The organism is Arthrobacter sp. T2-23, from assembly GCF_055398325.1.
The window spans coordinates 1,013,854-1,030,138 of the sequence record NZ_AP027917.1; the positions used below are offsets into that span (position 1 = coordinate 1,013,854).

General features: G+C 69.5%; 10 protein-coding genes. 5 read left to right on the plus strand and 5 right to left on the minus strand.

The annotated features are described in order from the left end of the window. Positions 1-4: 4 nt before the first annotated feature. Entirely contained in the window at positions 5-3,667 is a 3,663-nt protein-coding gene (gene mfd, locus ACZ5Z0_RS04710) for a transcription-repair coupling factor (RefSeq protein WP_464110101.1), read from the minus strand. A 273-nt stretch (positions 3,668-3,940) separates the two neighbouring features. On the opposite strand from mfd, the gene ACZ5Z0_RS04715 reads away from it, so the two are divergent. From ACZ5Z0_RS04715 to ACZ5Z0_RS04735, 5 genes are read left to right on the plus strand one after another with little or no spacing between them, the layout of a single operon-like run. Then, positions 3,941-5,476, plus strand: a complete 1,536-nt coding sequence (locus ACZ5Z0_RS04715) for an SDR family oxidoreductase (RefSeq protein WP_464110102.1) — start codon at positions 3,941-3,943, stop codon at positions 5,474-5,476. A gap of 48 nt (positions 5,477-5,524) precedes the next feature. Further along, a complete protein-coding gene (locus tag ACZ5Z0_RS04720) occupies positions 5,525-6,022 on the plus strand; it encodes a DUF2505 domain-containing protein (protein ID WP_464110103.1) in 498 nt (165 codons plus the stop codon). A gap of 3 nt (positions 6,023-6,025) precedes the next feature. Further along, on the plus strand, positions 6,026-6,247 hold the full coding sequence (locus ACZ5Z0_RS04725) for an SCO4848 family membrane protein (protein ID WP_464110104.1): 222 nt from the start codon (positions 6,026-6,028) through the stop codon (positions 6,245-6,247). Between the two features lie 57 nt (positions 6,248-6,304). After that, the gene (locus ACZ5Z0_RS04730) at positions 6,305-6,748 is read left to right on the plus strand and encodes a VanZ family protein (protein ID WP_464110105.1); all 444 of its coding nucleotides are present in this window, start codon (positions 6,305-6,307) and stop codon (positions 6,746-6,748) included. A gap of 27 nt (positions 6,749-6,775) precedes the next feature. Beyond that, positions 6,776-8,089 carry a UDP-glucose dehydrogenase family protein gene (locus ACZ5Z0_RS04735; RefSeq protein WP_464110106.1) on the plus strand — a complete coding sequence of 438 codons (1,314 nt, stop codon included), beginning with the start codon at positions 6,776-6,778 and terminating at the stop codon, positions 8,087-8,089. Positions 8,090-8,108: 19 nt separating this feature from the next. On the opposite strand, the gene sufU is transcribed toward ACZ5Z0_RS04735, so the two are convergent. The 4 genes from sufU to ACZ5Z0_RS04755 form a co-directional block, all read right to left on the minus strand. Next, on the minus strand, positions 8,109-8,579 hold the full coding sequence (gene sufU / locus ACZ5Z0_RS04740; protein WP_464110107.1) for a Fe-S cluster assembly sulfur transfer protein SufU: 471 nt from the start codon (positions 8,577-8,579) through the stop codon (positions 8,109-8,111). Between the two features lie 12 nt (positions 8,580-8,591). Next, positions 8,592-9,905: a SufS family cysteine desulfurase gene (locus tag ACZ5Z0_RS04745; RefSeq protein ID WP_464110717.1), complete on the minus strand. Its 1,314-nt coding sequence runs from the start codon at positions 9,903-9,905 to the stop codon at positions 8,592-8,594. Positions 9,906-10,765: 860 nt separating this feature from the next. Further along, on the minus strand, positions 10,766-13,408 hold the full coding sequence (locus ACZ5Z0_RS04750) for a LuxR C-terminal-related transcriptional regulator (RefSeq protein ID WP_464110108.1): 2,643 nt from the start codon (positions 13,406-13,408) through the stop codon (positions 10,766-10,768). A 57-nt stretch (positions 13,409-13,465) separates the two neighbouring features. Next, positions 13,466-16,195 (minus strand): helix-turn-helix transcriptional regulator, encoded by a 2,730-nt coding sequence (locus tag ACZ5Z0_RS04755; RefSeq protein WP_464110109.1) that lies wholly within the window; start codon positions 16,193-16,195, stop codon positions 13,466-13,468. Positions 16,196-16,285: the final 90 nt, after the last annotated feature.

Sequence of the window (16,285 nt, forward strand, 5' to 3'; positions counted from 1 at the left end):
GGGGCTAGCCCACTGGGAGCGGGGCGTCGGAGAAGATCGCCTCGATCACGCCGTTGGCCCAGGCCAGGATCTCGGCGTCCTGCAGGTCTCGGCCCCCGACCCTGGCCGTCTTGGGCTTGGGGATCAGCACCGCGTCCAGGGCCGGCTTCGCCTGCGAACCGGGGTACATCCGGGCCAGCCGCATCAGCTTGGATTCCGGCAGTTGGGCGGGCGAGAACTTGATGAAGTTCCCCTGCAGGGCGACGTCGGTCAGGCCGGCCTCGCGCGCGCCGACCCGGAACCGGGCCACGGCCACGAGGTTCTCCGCGGGCAGCGGCAGCTCGCCGTAGCGGTCCACGAGTTCGGCCTCGACCTCGTCGATGGCCTCGTTGCTGAGCGCGGCGGCCAGCTTCCGGTAGGCCTCCAGGCGCAGCCGTTCGCCGGGCACGTAGTCGTGCGGCAGGTGCGCGTTGACCGGCAGCTCGATCTTCATCTCCGCGGCCTTTTCCTCGGCCTCGCCGCGGTAGTCGGCCACGGCTTCGCCAACCAGCCGGATGTAAAGGTCGAAGCCGACGCCCTGGATGTGGCCGGACTGTTCCCCGCCCAGCAGGTTGCCCGCGCCGCGGATCTCGAGGTCCTTCATGGCCAGCTGCATGCCGGCGCCGAGCTCGTTGTGGGTGGCGACCGCCTTGAGCCGTTCCAGGGCCACCTCGCCCAGCGGCTTCTCCGAGGGGTACAGGAAGTAGGCGTACGCCCGTTCCCGGCCGCGGCCCACACGCCCGCGCAGCTGGTGCAGCTGGGAGAGCCCGTATTTGTCCGCGCCGTCCACGATCAGGGTGTTGGCGTTGGAGATGTCCAGGCCGGTCTCGATGATCGTGGTGCAGACCAGCACGTCGAAGCGCTTCTCCCAGAAGTCCACGATGATCTGCTCCAGCCGGCTCTCGGACATCTTGCCGTGCGCCACCTCCACGCGCGCCTCGGGGACCAGTTCGCGGATCTTCGCCGCGGTCCGGTCAATCGTGGAGACCCGGTTGTGCACAAAGAAGACCTGGCCCTCGCGCATCAGCTCGCGCCGGATCGCGGCCGAGGTCTGCTTGTCCGTGTACGGACCCACGTAGGTCAGCACCGGGTGCCGCTCCTCCGGCGGGGTGGCCAGCGTGGAGGTCTCGCGGATGCCGGTCAGGGACATCTCAAGGGTGCGCGGGATCGGGGTGGCGCTCATGGCCAGGACGTCCACGTTGGTGCGCATCTTCTTGAGCGCTTCCTTGTGTTCGACGCCGAAGCGCTGCTCCTCGTCCACGATCACGAGGCCGAGGTCCTTGAACGCGAAGTCCTTGGACAGCAGCCGGTGCGTGCCGATCACGACGTCGACGGTGCCGTTCTTCACGCCCTCGGCCGTCTCCTTGGCCTCCTTGGCGCCCTGGAAGCGGGACAGCGGCTTGACCCGCAGCGGGAAGCCGGAGAAGCGTTCCGTGAAGGTCTCGTAGTGCTGCTGCGCGAGCAGGGTGGTGGGCACCAGCACGGCGACCTGCTTGCCGTCCTGGACGGCCTTGAAGGCCGCCCGGACCGCGATCTCGGTCTTGCCGTAGCCGACGTCGCCGGAGACCAGGCGGTCCATCGGGATCTCCCGCTCCATGTCCGCCTTGACCTCGTTGATGGTGGTCAGCTGGTCCGGGGTCTCCACATAGGGGAAGGCCTCTTCGAGTTCGCGCTGCCACGGGGTGTCCGGGCCGAAGGCGTGGCCGCGGGAGGCCATCCGGGCCGAGTACAGCCGGATCAGTTCGCCGGCGATCTCCTTGACGGCCTTGCGGGCCTTGGACTTGGTGCTGGCCCAGTCGGAGCCGCCCATCTTGCTCAGCACCGGGGTGTCGCCGCCGACGTAGCGGGTGACCTGGTCAAGCTGGTCGGTGGGGACAAAGAGCCGGTCACCCGGGGCGCCGCGCTTGGACGGCGCGTACTCCAGCACCAGGTATTCGCGCACGCCGTCGCCGCCACCGGCGACCTTGCGCTGGATCAGTTCCACGAACCGGCCGATGCCGTGCTGTTCGTGCACCACGAAGTCACCGGCCAGCAGCTGCAGCGGGTCCACGGCGTTGCGCCGCTTGGACGGCATCCGGCGCATGTCCTTGGTGGAACCGGCGGAGGTCCGGCCCAGCAGGTCGGCCTCGGTCAGCAGGGCCACTTTGAGCGCGTCCAGCACAAAGCCGCGGCCGACGGCGGCGGTGGTCACCTCGATCAGGCCCGGCTGCGGGTCCGCGTCCAGGGCTTCGACCCGGGCGCAGGGAATGTCATTGTCGTGGAAGAGCTCGGCGAGGCGCTGCGCCGGCCCGGGGCCCTCGGTGGCGACGACGATCCGCCACTGTTCCCGCACGTGCGAGCCGATGAAGTCCATCATCTCGGCCACGTCGCCCTGGTAGCCGCGCGGTTCGCGGGCGTGCAGGTTTAGCACGTCGATCTCCGGCAGCAGCTCCTCGTCGCTGGCGAGCGAGCTGATGGACCACCATGACACGCCGTGCGCGAGCGCGGTGGAGCGGGTCTCGCCCAGCGAGCGGAAGCTCGCCGAGTGCAGGGCCGCGGACGCCGCGGAACTCAAATCCAGCGGGGCGGTTCCGCCGTCGGACGCCGTGGACCAGGCCGCCTCGAGGAACTCCTCGTTGGTGGCGGCGAGGTCGTGGGCGCGGGTGCGGACCTTTTCGGGTTCGATCACGACGGAGATGGAGCCCGCCGGGAACTGGTCCAGGAACGGCACCATGGAATCTACCAGCACCGGGGCCAGTGACTCCATGCCTTCGACGGCGATGCCGCCGGCGATTTTCTCCAACATGTCCGCCGCGGCCGGCAGCTGGGCCTTCAGGGTCGCGGCCCGGGACATCACCGAAGGCGTGATCAGGATTTCGCGGCAAGGCGGGGCGTGCAGTTCGGTGGGGTGGTGCACGCCTGGTGCGGTCAGCGAGCGCTGGTCGGCGACGGCGAACCAGCGCATCTGCTCGACCTCGTCGCCGAAGAACTCGACCCGGATCGGGTGGTCCTCGGTGGGCGGGAAGACGTCCAGCATGCCGCCGCGGACCGCGAACTCGCCGCGGCGGGTGACCATGTCCACCCGGGCGTACGCGGCGTCCGCGAGGTTCTTCACGACGTCCCCGAACGGGGCGTCCTGGCCCACCGAGAGGGTCACCGGGACCAGCTCGCCAAGGCCCGCCACAATCGGTTGCACCACGGCGCGGACCGGGGCGACAACCACGCGGAGGGGCCCGCCGCCGGCGGTTTCCGGGTGCGCGAGGCGGCGGAGCACGGAGAGCCGGCGGCCCACCGTGTCCGAGCGCGGCGACAGCCGTTCGTGCGGCAGGGTCTCCCAGCTGGGGAACTCGGCGACGGAGTCTGCCGGCAGGAAGGCGCGCAGGGCGGCGGCCAGGTCCTCGGCCTCGCGGCCGGTCGCGGTGACGGCCAGGACGACCGGCGTCGCGCCGCCGGACGGGCCGCCGGACGGGCCACCGTCGGACGGGACCACTGCGAGGCCGTCGGCCATCTCCGCGAGGAGCGCGGCCCGCATCCCGGCCGGCGCGCTGAGCTGGTAGTCCTCGCTGCGCGCCGTAAACGGCCGTGACGCTTCGGCCTGCACACGGGCGAAGGTCTTGTCCTCGGCGAGGACACGCCGCAGACCGGTGAGAGAGGGGCCGTTGAGGCTCATGGCTGGAACTCCTGAAGTGATCACGGGAATGCAGGCAACACGAATACCCGAAATTCGCAAGAATCCCGGGTCCTTCCAGCCTACCGCGACCCGGCGGCGGCCCGGCACCCGAGGCTAAGCTGGCAGCACGGACTTCGGCCAGGGCCGTACAGTCCGGGGCCGTGCAGTCGGGGGCCGTGCAGTCCGGACGGGGCGCCGCTCCGAATGGCTTGTATCCGCCGGCTGATATCCGCAATGAGTCCGCAATGAGTCCGCAATGAGAAGGAGCCACCCATGAACGGCACCCCCAAGGCTGCGAAGACGAAGACGGTGCTCGTGACAGGCGCCACCGGGTACATCGGCGGAAGGCTGGTCCCCCGCCTGCTCGAGGCCGGGCACCGGGTGAAGGTCCTGGTCCGGACCCCGGCGAAAATCGCCGGGGTCCCGTGGCTGGAGCAGGTCGAGGTGATCCAGAGCAGCCTCGATGACGGCGCTGCACTGCGGGAGGCGCTCGAGGGCGTCGACGTGCTCTACTACCTCGTCCACTCAATGGCGGGAGGCTCCGGGTTCGAAGCCAAGGAAAAGGCCATGGCAGAAACGGCGGCACAGGCAGCCGCCGGGGCCGGCGTCGATCGGATTGTCTACCTCGGCGGCCTGCACCCCTCCGGTGCCGAGCTCTCCACGCACATGCGGTCCCGGGAGGCCGTGGGCAAGGTCTTCCTGGACGGCCCGGTCGATGCGATCGTGTTCCAGGCGGGCGTCGTGATCGGCTCCGGCTCGGCGTCGTTCGAGATGATCAGGCACCTGTCCGAGACCCTGCCCGTGATGCCCGCCCCCAGCTGGGTGCGGAACAAGATTGAGGCGATCGCGGTGCGGGACGTGCTGCACTACCTCGTCGGGGCCGCAGCGCTCGAAGGGCCGATCAACCGCACCTTCGACATCGGCTCCCGGCAGGTTCTCAGCTACGCGGGCATGATGCAGGAATATGCCGCGGAGGCCGGGCTGCCGCACCGGGTGGTGTTGGCGCTGCCGATCCCCGCGCCGAAACTTGCCGGGATGTGGGTCGCGTTGACCACCCCGATCCCGTTGTCCATGTCGCTGCCGCTGGTGGAGTCGCTGCAGCACGACGCCGTATCGCGGGAGCATGACATCGATTCCTACATCCCGCAGCCAGAGGGAGGGCTCACCCCCTACCGGCGCGCGGTGGCCCTGGCCCTGGGCAAGGAGCGCGACGGGCAGGTGGAGACGACGTGGGCCAACGCCGGGGCCGACGCCGATCCGCTGCCGAGCGACCCGGACTGGGCCGGCCACCGGGTCTATGTCGACGAGCGCGCCTACTCCAGCCCGGTGGACCCGAAACACGTCTGGACCATCATCGAAGGCATCGGCGGACGCAACGGCTGGTATTCGCTGCCGCTGGCCTGGAGCGTGCGCGGCTGGCTGGACAAGCTCACCGGGGGCGCGGGGCTGGCGCGCGGCCGGCGGCACCCGCGCCTGCTGGCCGAAGGCGAGGTGGTGGACTGGTGGCGGGTCGAGCGGATCGACCGCGGCCGGCTGCTGCGGCTGCGCGCCGAAATGCGGGCGCCCGGCCGGGCCTGGCTGGAATTGTCGGTGGAACCGGAGGGCACCGGCAGCCGCTACCGGCAGCGGGCGATCTTCTTCCCAAAGGGGCTCAGCGGCAAGCTCTACTGGCTCGCCGTGCTGCCGTTCCACAGCCTGATTTTCCCCGCCATGTCGCGGAATATCGCCGCGGCGGCGCAACGCCTCGCAGAGACAGAGCGGGAGACGGAGACGGCGGCCGAATCGAAACCCGCCGGGCCCACCGCGTAGGATGTTGGGAGCCCGAAACGTCCAGTCCCACCCCATGGAGGACCCCCAATGGCCCTGAGTGCATCCACCACCCTTCCGCACAACGTTGAGAGCGTCACGGCAGTTTTCGTCAACGAGGACTTCCTGCGCCACACCAGCGAACTCGTCGGCGGAACCCTCGAATCGTTTGCCGTCGACGGCGACCCGGCCGGAGCGTTCAACACCACGACCGTCCGCACCATCCCGACCACCCGGATGCCGGACCTGGCCCGCAAGTTCGTTGGCGAGAGCCTCAAGGTGACGCAGCTGGAGAGCTGGGAAGCCCCGGCCGCCGACGGTTCCCGCCAGAGCAGCATCTCGCTCAAGGTCGCCGGCGCCCCGCTGGATGTCAACGCCGTGCAGCGCCTCGTCGCCGACGGCGGCAGCACAAGGATCGAGCTGGAGGGCACCGTCACCTCCTCGGTGCCGCTGCTGGGCGGGAAGATCGCCGATGCGGCCGAGCCGATGGTCGGCAAGGCCCTCAACATCCAGTCCACCCAGGCCCAGGCCTGGCTCGAAAGCCACTAGCCGATGGAGCTTCCCGCTTACCTCGCCGTCGTGCTGGTGGTGGCCGGCGTCTGGTCCCTGGCGGTCTGGCCGCAGTTCCTGCGCCGCGTCATGAAGGACCCGCGGGCCCGCGACGCCGGCGGCAAGGCCACCCGTTTCCTCACCGTCCACGTTGTACTGGTCAGCATCTCGATGCTGCTCGGCGCGGCGACGGCGGCCATCGGGATCGCGGGCCTGGTCGGCTGACCCCGGCGCGGGGCTAGAATCAGGAAAATGCCCGCCCACTGCTGAAGGGGGATGCCTGTGAGGCCCCATCGCGTGGCCACCTGGGGGCTCGTCGCCTACGTCGCGGTGCTGGCGGGGGTGGCCCTGTGGCCGCAACCGGTGGACCGGCCCATTTCAGGGCTCCTGGAGCGGGCACTCCGGGCGCTGCACCGCCGGGGAGTCCCCGACTGGATCGACTACGGTTTTGTGGAATCCGCCTCCAACGTGCTGCTGTTCGTGCCGCTGGGCGCACTCGTTGCCTGGATCATCGGCCGCGTCTACTGGTGGGTGGGCGCGGCCGCCGGCCTGCTCGCGTCCTCCGCCATCGAGCTCGCGCAGTTCCTCTTCCTGCCCGACCGCTACCCCACCCTCGCCGACATCGTGGCCAACAGCCTCGGCGCCCTCCTTGGTGCCCTTCTCGCGCTGCCGATAATGGCGCGCCGCAGGCCTGTCCGAAACCGGGTGCCGGCACGTACTCTGTGATCACACGCTTGGCGGAAGGACCTCGGAATGCGGATCTCGGTTATCGGCTGCGGCTACCTGGGCGCGGTCCACGCGGCGTGCATGGCGAGGCTGGGCCACGATGTGGTCGGCATCGACGTCGACGCGGACAAGGTGGAGCAGCTGTCCCGGGGACGGGCCCCGTTCTATGAACCCGTGCTCGACGAACTCCTGTCGGAACTCGAAGAATCCGGCCGGCTGCGGTTCACCACCGAGATGTCCGCCGCCCGCGGGGCGGAAGTCCACTTCATCTGCGTCGGAACCCCGCAAAAACGGGGCGAAAACAGGGCGGATCTGCGCTTTGTCGACGCGGCCGTGGAAGCGCTGGCAGGCCAGGTATCCTCGGGCGACGTGATCGCCGGGAAATCCACGGTGCCGGTAGGGACGGCCGCCCGGCTCGCCGAGCTCATCGCGGAGACCGAGCCGGGCGCCACCCTCGTCTGGAATCCCGAATTCCTCCGCGAGGGCCACGCCGTCACGGACACCCTGAACCCCGACCGGTTCGTCTACGGCGTCCCGGACGGCAGGGAGGACGACCCAGCCGTCGCCGTCCTGGACCGGGTCTATGCGACGCCGCTGGCGGGCGGAACGCCGCGGCTCATCACCGACTACGCCACGGCCGAGCTGGTCAAGGCCGCCGCGAACTCCTTCCTCGCCACCAAGATCTCCTTCATCAACGCGATGGCCGAGGTCTGCGAGGCCACCGGCGCTGACGTCACCCGGCTGGCCGACGCGATCGGCATGGATGAGAGGATCGGCCGGAAATTCCTCAACGCCGGGATCGGCTTCGGCGGGGGCTGCCTGCCCAAGGACATCCGTGCGTTTATGGCCCGCGCGGGCGAGCTGGGCGCGGACCAGGCCCTGACATTCCTGCGCGAGGTGGACGCGATCAACATGCGGCGGCGGACCCGCGTTGTCGAGCTCACCCGGGAACTGTGCGGCGGATCCCTGATGGGGCAGCGGATCGCCGTGCTGGGCGCCGCCTTCAAACCCGAGAGCGACGACGTCCGGGACTCGCCGGCGCTGAGCGCCGCGGCCCAGCTCCAGCTCCAGGGCGCCGTGGTGACGGTGACCGATCCGCAGGCGTTGGCAAACGCCGCCAAGCGTTTCCCGGAACTCCCGCTCGAGCCGGACCTGGACGCCGCCCTGCACAAGGCCGACGCCGTGCTGCTGTTGACGGAGTGGCGGCAGTACCGCGAGCTGGACCCGCACGACACCCTGGCCCTGGTCTCGGCGCCGCGGATCCTGGACGGCCGGAACGTGCTGGACCCGGCCAAATGGCGCGCCGCGGGCTGGACCTACAAGGGCCTCGGCCGGCCCTGAGGTCAGGAGCGCTGCCGACCTAGTTCGCGGGATCCCGGTGTGACTCCACCTGGCCGAGGGCGTCCTCGGCGGCCACCCAGGAGAGCATGGCGCACTTCACCCGGGCGGCGTAGCGGGACACGCCCTCGAAAGCCGCCGCGTCGCCCAGGATCTCGGGGTCGGCCGGCACCTTCCCGCGGGAGCGCAGTACCTCGCGGAAGCTGTCGATCACGCGGTGCAGTTCTGCCGGCTCCAGACCCTCGGCGAGGTCCGTCAGCACGGAGGCGGACGCCATCGAGATGGAGCAGCCCTCGCCGTCCCAGCGCAGTTCGCTGACCTTGCCGCCGGCCACGGCGACCCGTAGCGTGATTTCGTCGCCGCAGACGGGGTTGAGCTGGTGCGACTGGCCGCTGCTGGCCCCCTCCGGCACACCGGCGTCGGCCAGGCCGCTGCCGTGCCGGGCCTTGGAGTGCTCCAGGATGATCTGTTGGTATAGCTGGTCAAGACTCATGCAGGGCCGTCCTCAGGCTTGGAAGTATCCGCGGACACCGGCGACGGCGTCGAGGAACGCGTCGACGTCGTCGGTGGTGTTGTACAGGTAGGTGCTGGCCCGGGTGCTCGCCGTGAGCCCGAGCCGGCGGTGCAGGGGCTGGGCGCAGTGGTGGCCCACCCGGACGGCGATGCCGCGGCTGTCGAGGAACTGTCCGACGTCGTGGGCGTGCACCCCGGCGACGTCGAACGCGGCCAGGCCGATCCGCTCCTGGCCGGCGGCCGGACCCAGCACCCGAATCCCGGGGATGGCCTCCAGCCCTTCCACCAGCCGCCGGCCCAGCTCGGCTTCCCAGGCGTGGATCCGGGCGAGGCCGGTTTCGCTCAGGTAGTTGGCGGCGGCGGCCAGCGCCACGGCCTGCGAGATCTTCTGCGTGCCGGCCTCAAAACGCTGCGGGCTGGGCAGGAATCCGGCGCGTTCCATCGTGACGGTGGTGATCATCGAACCACCGGTCAGGAACGGCGGCATCGCGTTGAGCAGCTCCGAGCGCCCGTAGAGCCCGCCGATCCCGGTGGGGCCGAGCATTTTGTGGCCGGAGAAGACGGCGAAGTCCACGTCCAGGGCCTTGACGTCAAGGGCCAGGTGCGGGGCGGACTGGCAGGCGTCCAGCACCACCAGGGCCCCGGCGGCGCGGGCCAGGGAGACCAGCGCGGGCACCGGGTTGATGGTCCCGAGGACGTTGGAGGCATGGGTGAAGGCGAGCACGCGCGTGCGGCCGCCGATCAGCCGGGCGGCCGCGTCGAGGTCCAGGGCGCCGGCGTCGTCGACCGGGATGAACTTCAGCGTGGCGCCGGTCCGTTCGGCCAGCTGCTGCCAGGGAATCAGGTTGGCGTGGTGCTCCATCTCGGTGACCACGATCTCGTCGCCGGCGGTGAGCGCGAAGCGGGCCGCCGCCGCGGGGGCGCCCGGCAGGGAGGCGTTCAGGAAGGAGTAGCTGAGCAGGTTTAGTCCCTCAGTGGCGTTGGAGGTCCAGATCAGCTCATCCGGGTCCGCGCCGATGAAGGCGGCCACGGTCTCGCGGGCATCCTCGAAGGCTTCGGTAGCCTCCACCGCGAGGTGGTGCGCGCCGCGGTGCACGGCGGAGTTCCGCTGCTCGTAGAACTCCTGCTCCGCCTCCAGGACGCTGAGCGGGTTCTGCGAGGTGGCCCCGGAATCCAGGTAGACGAGCCGGTGCCCGTTGACGGTCCGGTTCAGGATGGGGAAGTCGTTGCGGATCCTCATGACCTCCTCGTTGCCCAGCGCCGCGGCTGAGCTGAGGAGATGGGCTGGTGTAGCAACCATGGGCAGGAACTCCTGGATCGGCAGTCGCTGCGGCGCAAGAGGGCCGCCCGCCGGGGGCGGGAACCTATTACGTCACGCAGATTAGACCTAATTATCCCACGTTCGCGCAACGCTCGGATGCGGCGGCGTCGCGGGGGGCCGGCCGAGGTCCCGCTGGCAGATCGTCGGCTATCCCGATGCGCGCCGTCTGGCGCTGACAAAAACGCCGCAGAGCCCATCGGTGGTCCAGACACACGTAAGAGCCCCGCCTGCGGGCCGTAGGACCCGGGCGGGGCGTCGATGCCAACAACTGCCTCTTTTTCTCTAGCCGGTGCGGTGTTCGTCTACCGCGATCAGGGCAGTTCCACATCTCTCAGTGGTGCGGACCGTTTAAGGGAGCCGGCGGCGGCTGGGGGGAGAGCCTCGGTCTCAGAAGGCTCTGACGCCGCCGGCTCCGTCTTGGGGGTACGGCTACCGGTTGGGGCACCGTACGGTTCCATTGAAGGAGTTCGGTTATGGGTGGTGTCGACACGGCCACGTTTGCGCGTGGCTCTGGCAATTGCGGCGCTGGAACTCAGGCTTGTGGCCCTGCTCCTCTGCGGGCGCTGCCTGCAGTCGGTTATCACCCTGTAGTTATTCATCTTGAGAAATTACTCATCTTGAGACCCTTGTGAGTCGTTCCTGGGACTGACTTAAGTCAATCGCGGAGGCCGGATCTGCACACGAGTAGGGGTTACCCGACTTCTCTTGGGGACTACGCTGGCGTACTACTTGGGCATACTCCCGGATGGTGTCCGGGGCACGCAGGCGATACGCGGGCTTCCCCGCGGTGGCGTCAAAAAACGCTTGCATTTCGCACTCAGGCCCCGCTGCCGGCCCGGCCGCTGTCAGGGTTGCGGCAAATCACGCTGGACGTCCACGAGCTCGCCCCGGCGGCTGACGCCGAGCTTCCCGAAGATGCGGTAGAGATGGCCCTCGACGGTCCGTTGCGACAAGGTCAACCGGGCGGCTATTTCCGCGTTCGTGGCCCCGCCCGCCACGAGCTTCAGGATCTCGGTTTCCCGGGCGGTGAGGTCGGCGTGATGCTCGCCGCGGACGATGTTCATCTGAGCGGACATGCCGGCGGCGACCATCCGGTGGTGCACCTTGCGCTGGACCGCGGTCAGTTTCCATTTGTCCGGGTCATGTTCGAGCAGATGCGCGGCCTGCTGGGCGGCCTCGAGCGCCAGCAACAGGTATCCGGCGCTCAGAGCCTGATCGCTCACGGCCATCAGCTCGGTCGAATCCGAGGCGGCGACCGCGAGCGCGTAGTCCCGCAGCAGCCGCGCCTCAGGGCCTTCGACGGCACTGCTGCTGGCCGCCAGGGCGGCCGCGGCCGCCGTGTCCCCGCCATGCAGCGCGAGCCGTCGAATATCGGTTTCCACGCCCCGCAGCCCCTGCCGCTGCGCTTCGTCCGCGAGCCGGTCAAGTTCGCGCCGGCCGTCGTCGCCGTCCCGGCCAGATGCGACCTCCGCAGCGGTGCAGTAGGCCGCCGCAAGGAGCCCAAGCGTTGCCGGCTCGCGGTAGGCGGTGCTGCGGAAGGCCAGCGCCTGTTCGGCTGCGTCGCCGGGGTGTCCGGCGGCGGCGGCGGCGTAGGCCGCCACGGCGTGCGCGAAGGCCAGCAGTTCCCAGGGGTCCGCGATCAGGAGTTCTTCCACTCCGAGCAACAGTTCGGCGAGGCTTTCCGGGAGGCGGCCCTGCCGCAGCCTGGAGTAGCCGCGCATCACGTGCAGCATGCCCCCGCTGTACAGCAGCCGTAGGGACAGGCCCGCGGTGTAGTCGTCCAGGGCGGAGGCGAGTTCAGCCCATTCGCCGGCGCGGATCAGGTTCAGACAGTGCCTTGCCAGCACGTCTTCGTAGACCAGGGGAAGTGCCAGGCCGGCGTCCTGCACGCCGTGCCAGGCCTCCCGGTCGATGCCCAGCCCCGCCAGCACCCGGCCCTGGGCGGTGAGTACCTCCGCCAGGCGAGACACCGCCGGGATGCGGATTTCCGGGTTGCCCTCCGCGGCCGCGACGAGCCCCTGCAGCCGTTCCTGAAGCTCCGCGGTCCGGCCCTCCCAGCGCTCCAGCAGGAGGCCGGTTGCCACGCCCGCGGTTGGCCCCGCCCAGAGCGGCTCGTCCGGGCCGACGGCGTCCGGTCCCCCGTCGCCCGCCTCGCGCGGAAGTTCGAGGGATGCCGCCACGGTTCCGAGCCGCGCGGCCAGGAGTGCGGCGAGGTAGGAGGCCCGGCCGTAGCGGACCGGCTGCGCGGCTTCGAGGTAACCGGCCGACGCCTCGCTCCGGCCGAGGATGTAATTGGAATAGGCCAGCTGGATCCTCGCCTCAGAAAGGAAGTGCTCCTCCTTGATGGCGCCCGCGGCCCGGAGCGCCGTCGCGGTGTCCAGCTGGACGTTCGCTGCCGTGGCGGCCCGGAGCAGTTCCGCGGCGGGGACCTCGGCCCCGGAATCCAGCGACCAGCGCAGCTGGTTCAGGAAGGCATCCGGGTGCACCGCGCCCACCCAGGGCAGTGCCAGCAGGCTGGCCCGGAGACTGGCGCTCCGTCCCGCGGGCACGCGGCGGCGGATGATCTCCCCGATAAGCGGGCTGGCGGGCTTGACGATCCGGTCGCGGTCCCGTGAAACGGTGATGATCCCGGCCATCTCGAGGGCGTCGACGGCACGGGGGCTGCTGAACCTGAGGATCTGGCCGAGCGAGAGCGGCCCGGCCAGGGCGACAATGGCAGCGGCCGTCTTTTCCTCCGGGGACATCGAGCGAATTTGGTGGTCGAGCAGATCAGCGGCCGGAACGCTGCCCAGATCCGGCGCCGCGAGGAGGAACCACGCTCCACGTCTCAGCCCGATGGCTCCGGTCGCGCGGGCGTGCTCGATCAGGGACATCAGCCTAAACGGATTGCCCTCCGTCAGTTTGGCGAACACCTCGCTCACCCACGGGGACACCTCGGCGCGCAGCACCTGTTCGCAGAGTTGATGCACCTCGGAACGGCTGAGGGGCGCCAGATCGAATTTCGCGATGATCCCGTCATCCCACAGGGCCAGGAACTCCTCGGGAATCAGCGGCCCGGGACGGCAGGTGGCGAGCAATCGGGCCGCGCCGGTGGCGACGGCCTGCGCCACCAACTGGACAGTCCCCCGGTCCAGACTTTGGGCGTCGTCGATCACGAACAGGGCCAGCTTTGGCTCAGCCCTCAGGCTGGCTGTCACGGCCGCCAGCACGGCAGCGTATGAATCGAGGTCGTGCGCCGGGAGACCCGCCAGATACGGTGCGAGCGCGCCGAACGGGACGGCGGCGAGCGCCGGGGTCCCTGCGAGCCTGATCACCGTTCCCTGCGGGTGCAGTTCCGTAAGGACAGCCTTCACGACGGCGGTCTTACCGGACCCCGAACTCCCGACAATCACAGCCCCGGCCCTGCCCTCGTCACGGAGGCAGCGGACCACCTCCTTGACGACGCCGGAGCGGCCGACCAGGGTCACGGCATCAGTCAGGCTTTCCACTCAGGGCCACTCCCGCCGCCGTCGACCGCGTCCGGGCCCCGGTGGGTTCGGTGCGGGTCAGCCGATGCGGGCGCTGGCCGCCGGTCCCGAGATGACATCTTTGAGCTCCGATCGGCTGGCGACATGGAGTTTTGCGTACACCTGGTACAAGTGGCCCTCGACCGTGCGGATCGAGACGTGCATCTGTTCGGCGATTTTGCGGTTGGACGTTCCGGCCGCAGCCCGGACGGCGACTTCGCATTCCCTGGCGGTCAGGGTGGAGGTCGTCAGCGAATGCAGGCCGTTTTTCGGGCTGCCGAACCTGTCGTCCAAGGACTGTTCCGTGCGCTGCGAGACGCGGAGCGCGATACGGTTCCCGGCCTCGTTGGCGCAGTAGACCGCCCGGCGGGCCACGTCGCGGGCGAACACTGCGTTCCCCGCAGCGTCGGCGTCCTTGGCGACGGCCAGCAGTTGTTCGCTGGCGCAGTCCTTCACGCCGTCGGCGAGCCGCAGGCAGAGCAGGGCAAACTGCCCGGACACCCGGCCCGCGAGGCCGGCGAGCTTCTGGCACAGCTGCCGGTCGCCCAACCTGGCCGCCGCGGAAAGGAAAAGCAGCCCTACGGCTGTGGCCCCGGCGTCCGCGTCGCTGTCCGATTCGGCGGTGAGGGTGCGGATTGCCGCCGGCCGCTGGCCGAGTTCGGCGAGCGCGCACAGCTCGAAGTACCGTGTCATCCGGGCCACCAGCCAGGAGCTGGCACGTTGCGGCTGCACCAATTCGGCGAGCAACAGGCCGGCTCTTTCCTCGTCACCGGCGAGCCCGGCGGCATAGGCGCAGGCCGCGGTGGCCAGTCCGGACAGGGCATCGGGATCCAGCATCCGCAGCTGCCACATGCCGGCCTCGAGCCACGGGCCGGCGCCGTCCAGGTTCCCGGCATGCAGGTCGATGACACCTTGGACAATCTCGAACATCCCGCCCAGCCGGGCCTGCGGCTCCGGCGTGCCCGACGTTGCCGTGAGGAAGTCCGAGGCCTCGCGGAACTTCGCCGACAGCAGCATGAGCAGCAGGAAACGCCCCCTGACCTCGCGCACAGCCCGGTCGGACATCGGCACGGCGGCGGCCGCGGCGATGATTTGCTTTCCCAGTGCCATGGCGCCAAGGACGTTGCCGGTGACGGACATGGCCTCGCAGAACAAGCTAGCGGTAAGGAGCCCGGTTTCGGTTCCCAGCTCGGCGCCCACATCCTCATGGACAGCGAGGACATCACCGTAGCGGCCCTCGAAGGCTGCCAGTTTCAGCTCGGCCAGCCGCAACTGCTCGCGGGCGGCCCCCAACTGTTCCGCCTCTTCCGCGGACGGGGCGAAGAGGCGGTCGCGGACCCGGTCCAGCCTGGACCGGGCGGCGGCTGCGGTGGCGGTGCTTCGCAGGTCCAGATCCACCCGCAGCAGTTGCAGGGCGGCCCACTCGGCCAGCGGACGCCCAATGGAGGCGTCAAGGCCTTTAAGCAGGCTCCGTGCGGACGCGTCGTTGTTGACTGCAAGCTGGGCGTGCACGGATTCGATGGCCACCTCGGTGAGCGCCTCGCCGCCATCGATTTCGTGGATGAACCGCAGCGCCGAGGCGGGATCGGAGGCGTTGTTGGCCAGGTGCGCCGCGGCGAGCGCCGTCGCGGAGCTGATCTGTTCCCCGCAGTCCAGGGCCCACGCGACGTTCGAGGACCCGGTGGGTTCGCCCTGCTCGGTGTCCGCCAAGACCGCGGTCAGGCGGCGCCGGAGTTCGGCGCTGCGGCCCGGAGGCACGACGCTGGCGACGATGGCGGCGGTCACCGTGTTGGCGACGCTGACCATCGGCGGATGGTCGTGGCTGACCTGGATCAGGGCCCGCTCCTGCAGGTTGTCCATATCCTGCGGATTGAAGATCCGCATGAGGCTCTGGAGCGGAACGGCGCCGGCGAGGGAAAGGAGTTCGAAAACGTCGCGCTGACCGGGGCTGAGCCGGTTCAACCGCGCCTTCACGACGTCGCGGACTTCCCCGGTCAGGGCGATGGAGCGGCCGCTCTGGACCCAGGCGCCCTCCCGCCGCACGATGGTGCCGAGCTTGATCTGTTCCCGGGCCAGGGAGTGCAGGAAGAGCGCGTTTCCGCCGCTTGCACTCCAGAGCGCGCGGGCGGCCGTATGCGAGAAGTGACCGCCGTATTCCTGGTTCAGCGTGGCTGCCGTCTCGGCGAAATCGAACGGCTCCAGGTCCACGCGGCGCAGCAGGTCGTCCTTCCAGAGCCCCATGATGTCGCCGCCCACGTGGGGCAGGTCGACGCACGCAGCAAGCAGTGTCACATGGCCCCCGGCGCTAAGCTGGGCCACCATCATGCAGGACAGGTCGTCGAGGTCGTGGGCGTTGTCCACGAACAAGACGATGACGCGCCCTTGGGCTTTTGTGTGGAGGAGTTGGGTGAGCCCGCGCAGCACCATCAGCGGGTGTTCCAGGTGGGAGGCATCGAGATCGTTGAGCAGCACGCTCAGGGCGCCGTACGGGAGTTTTGATGAAATGGAACTGCCCCGGACCTGGACGACCAGGTAGTCGTCGCCGAGTTGTTCAAGGGTGCGCTGGGCGATGAAGGATTTTCCGGCCCCGTGCTCCCCCACTAGGACGACGCCGCAGCCGGATCCTGATGTCAGGGTTTCCAAGACGTCGGCGACGACATGCTGGCGGGTGAAGGGTTTTTCCTGCCGCCCCTGAGGGGGGCGTTGCGCTGGTGAAATCGCGTCCGTTTTGCCGCTGCCCGCGGGCACGCCGGCTTCTTGCTGAAACATGGGAGAGACCTTCGCAATCAATGTTTAACCAGTGATAGCTCCACGCTATGGACCGGAGGTCGCGAAGGCATCCGTAAGTAGTACTCGATT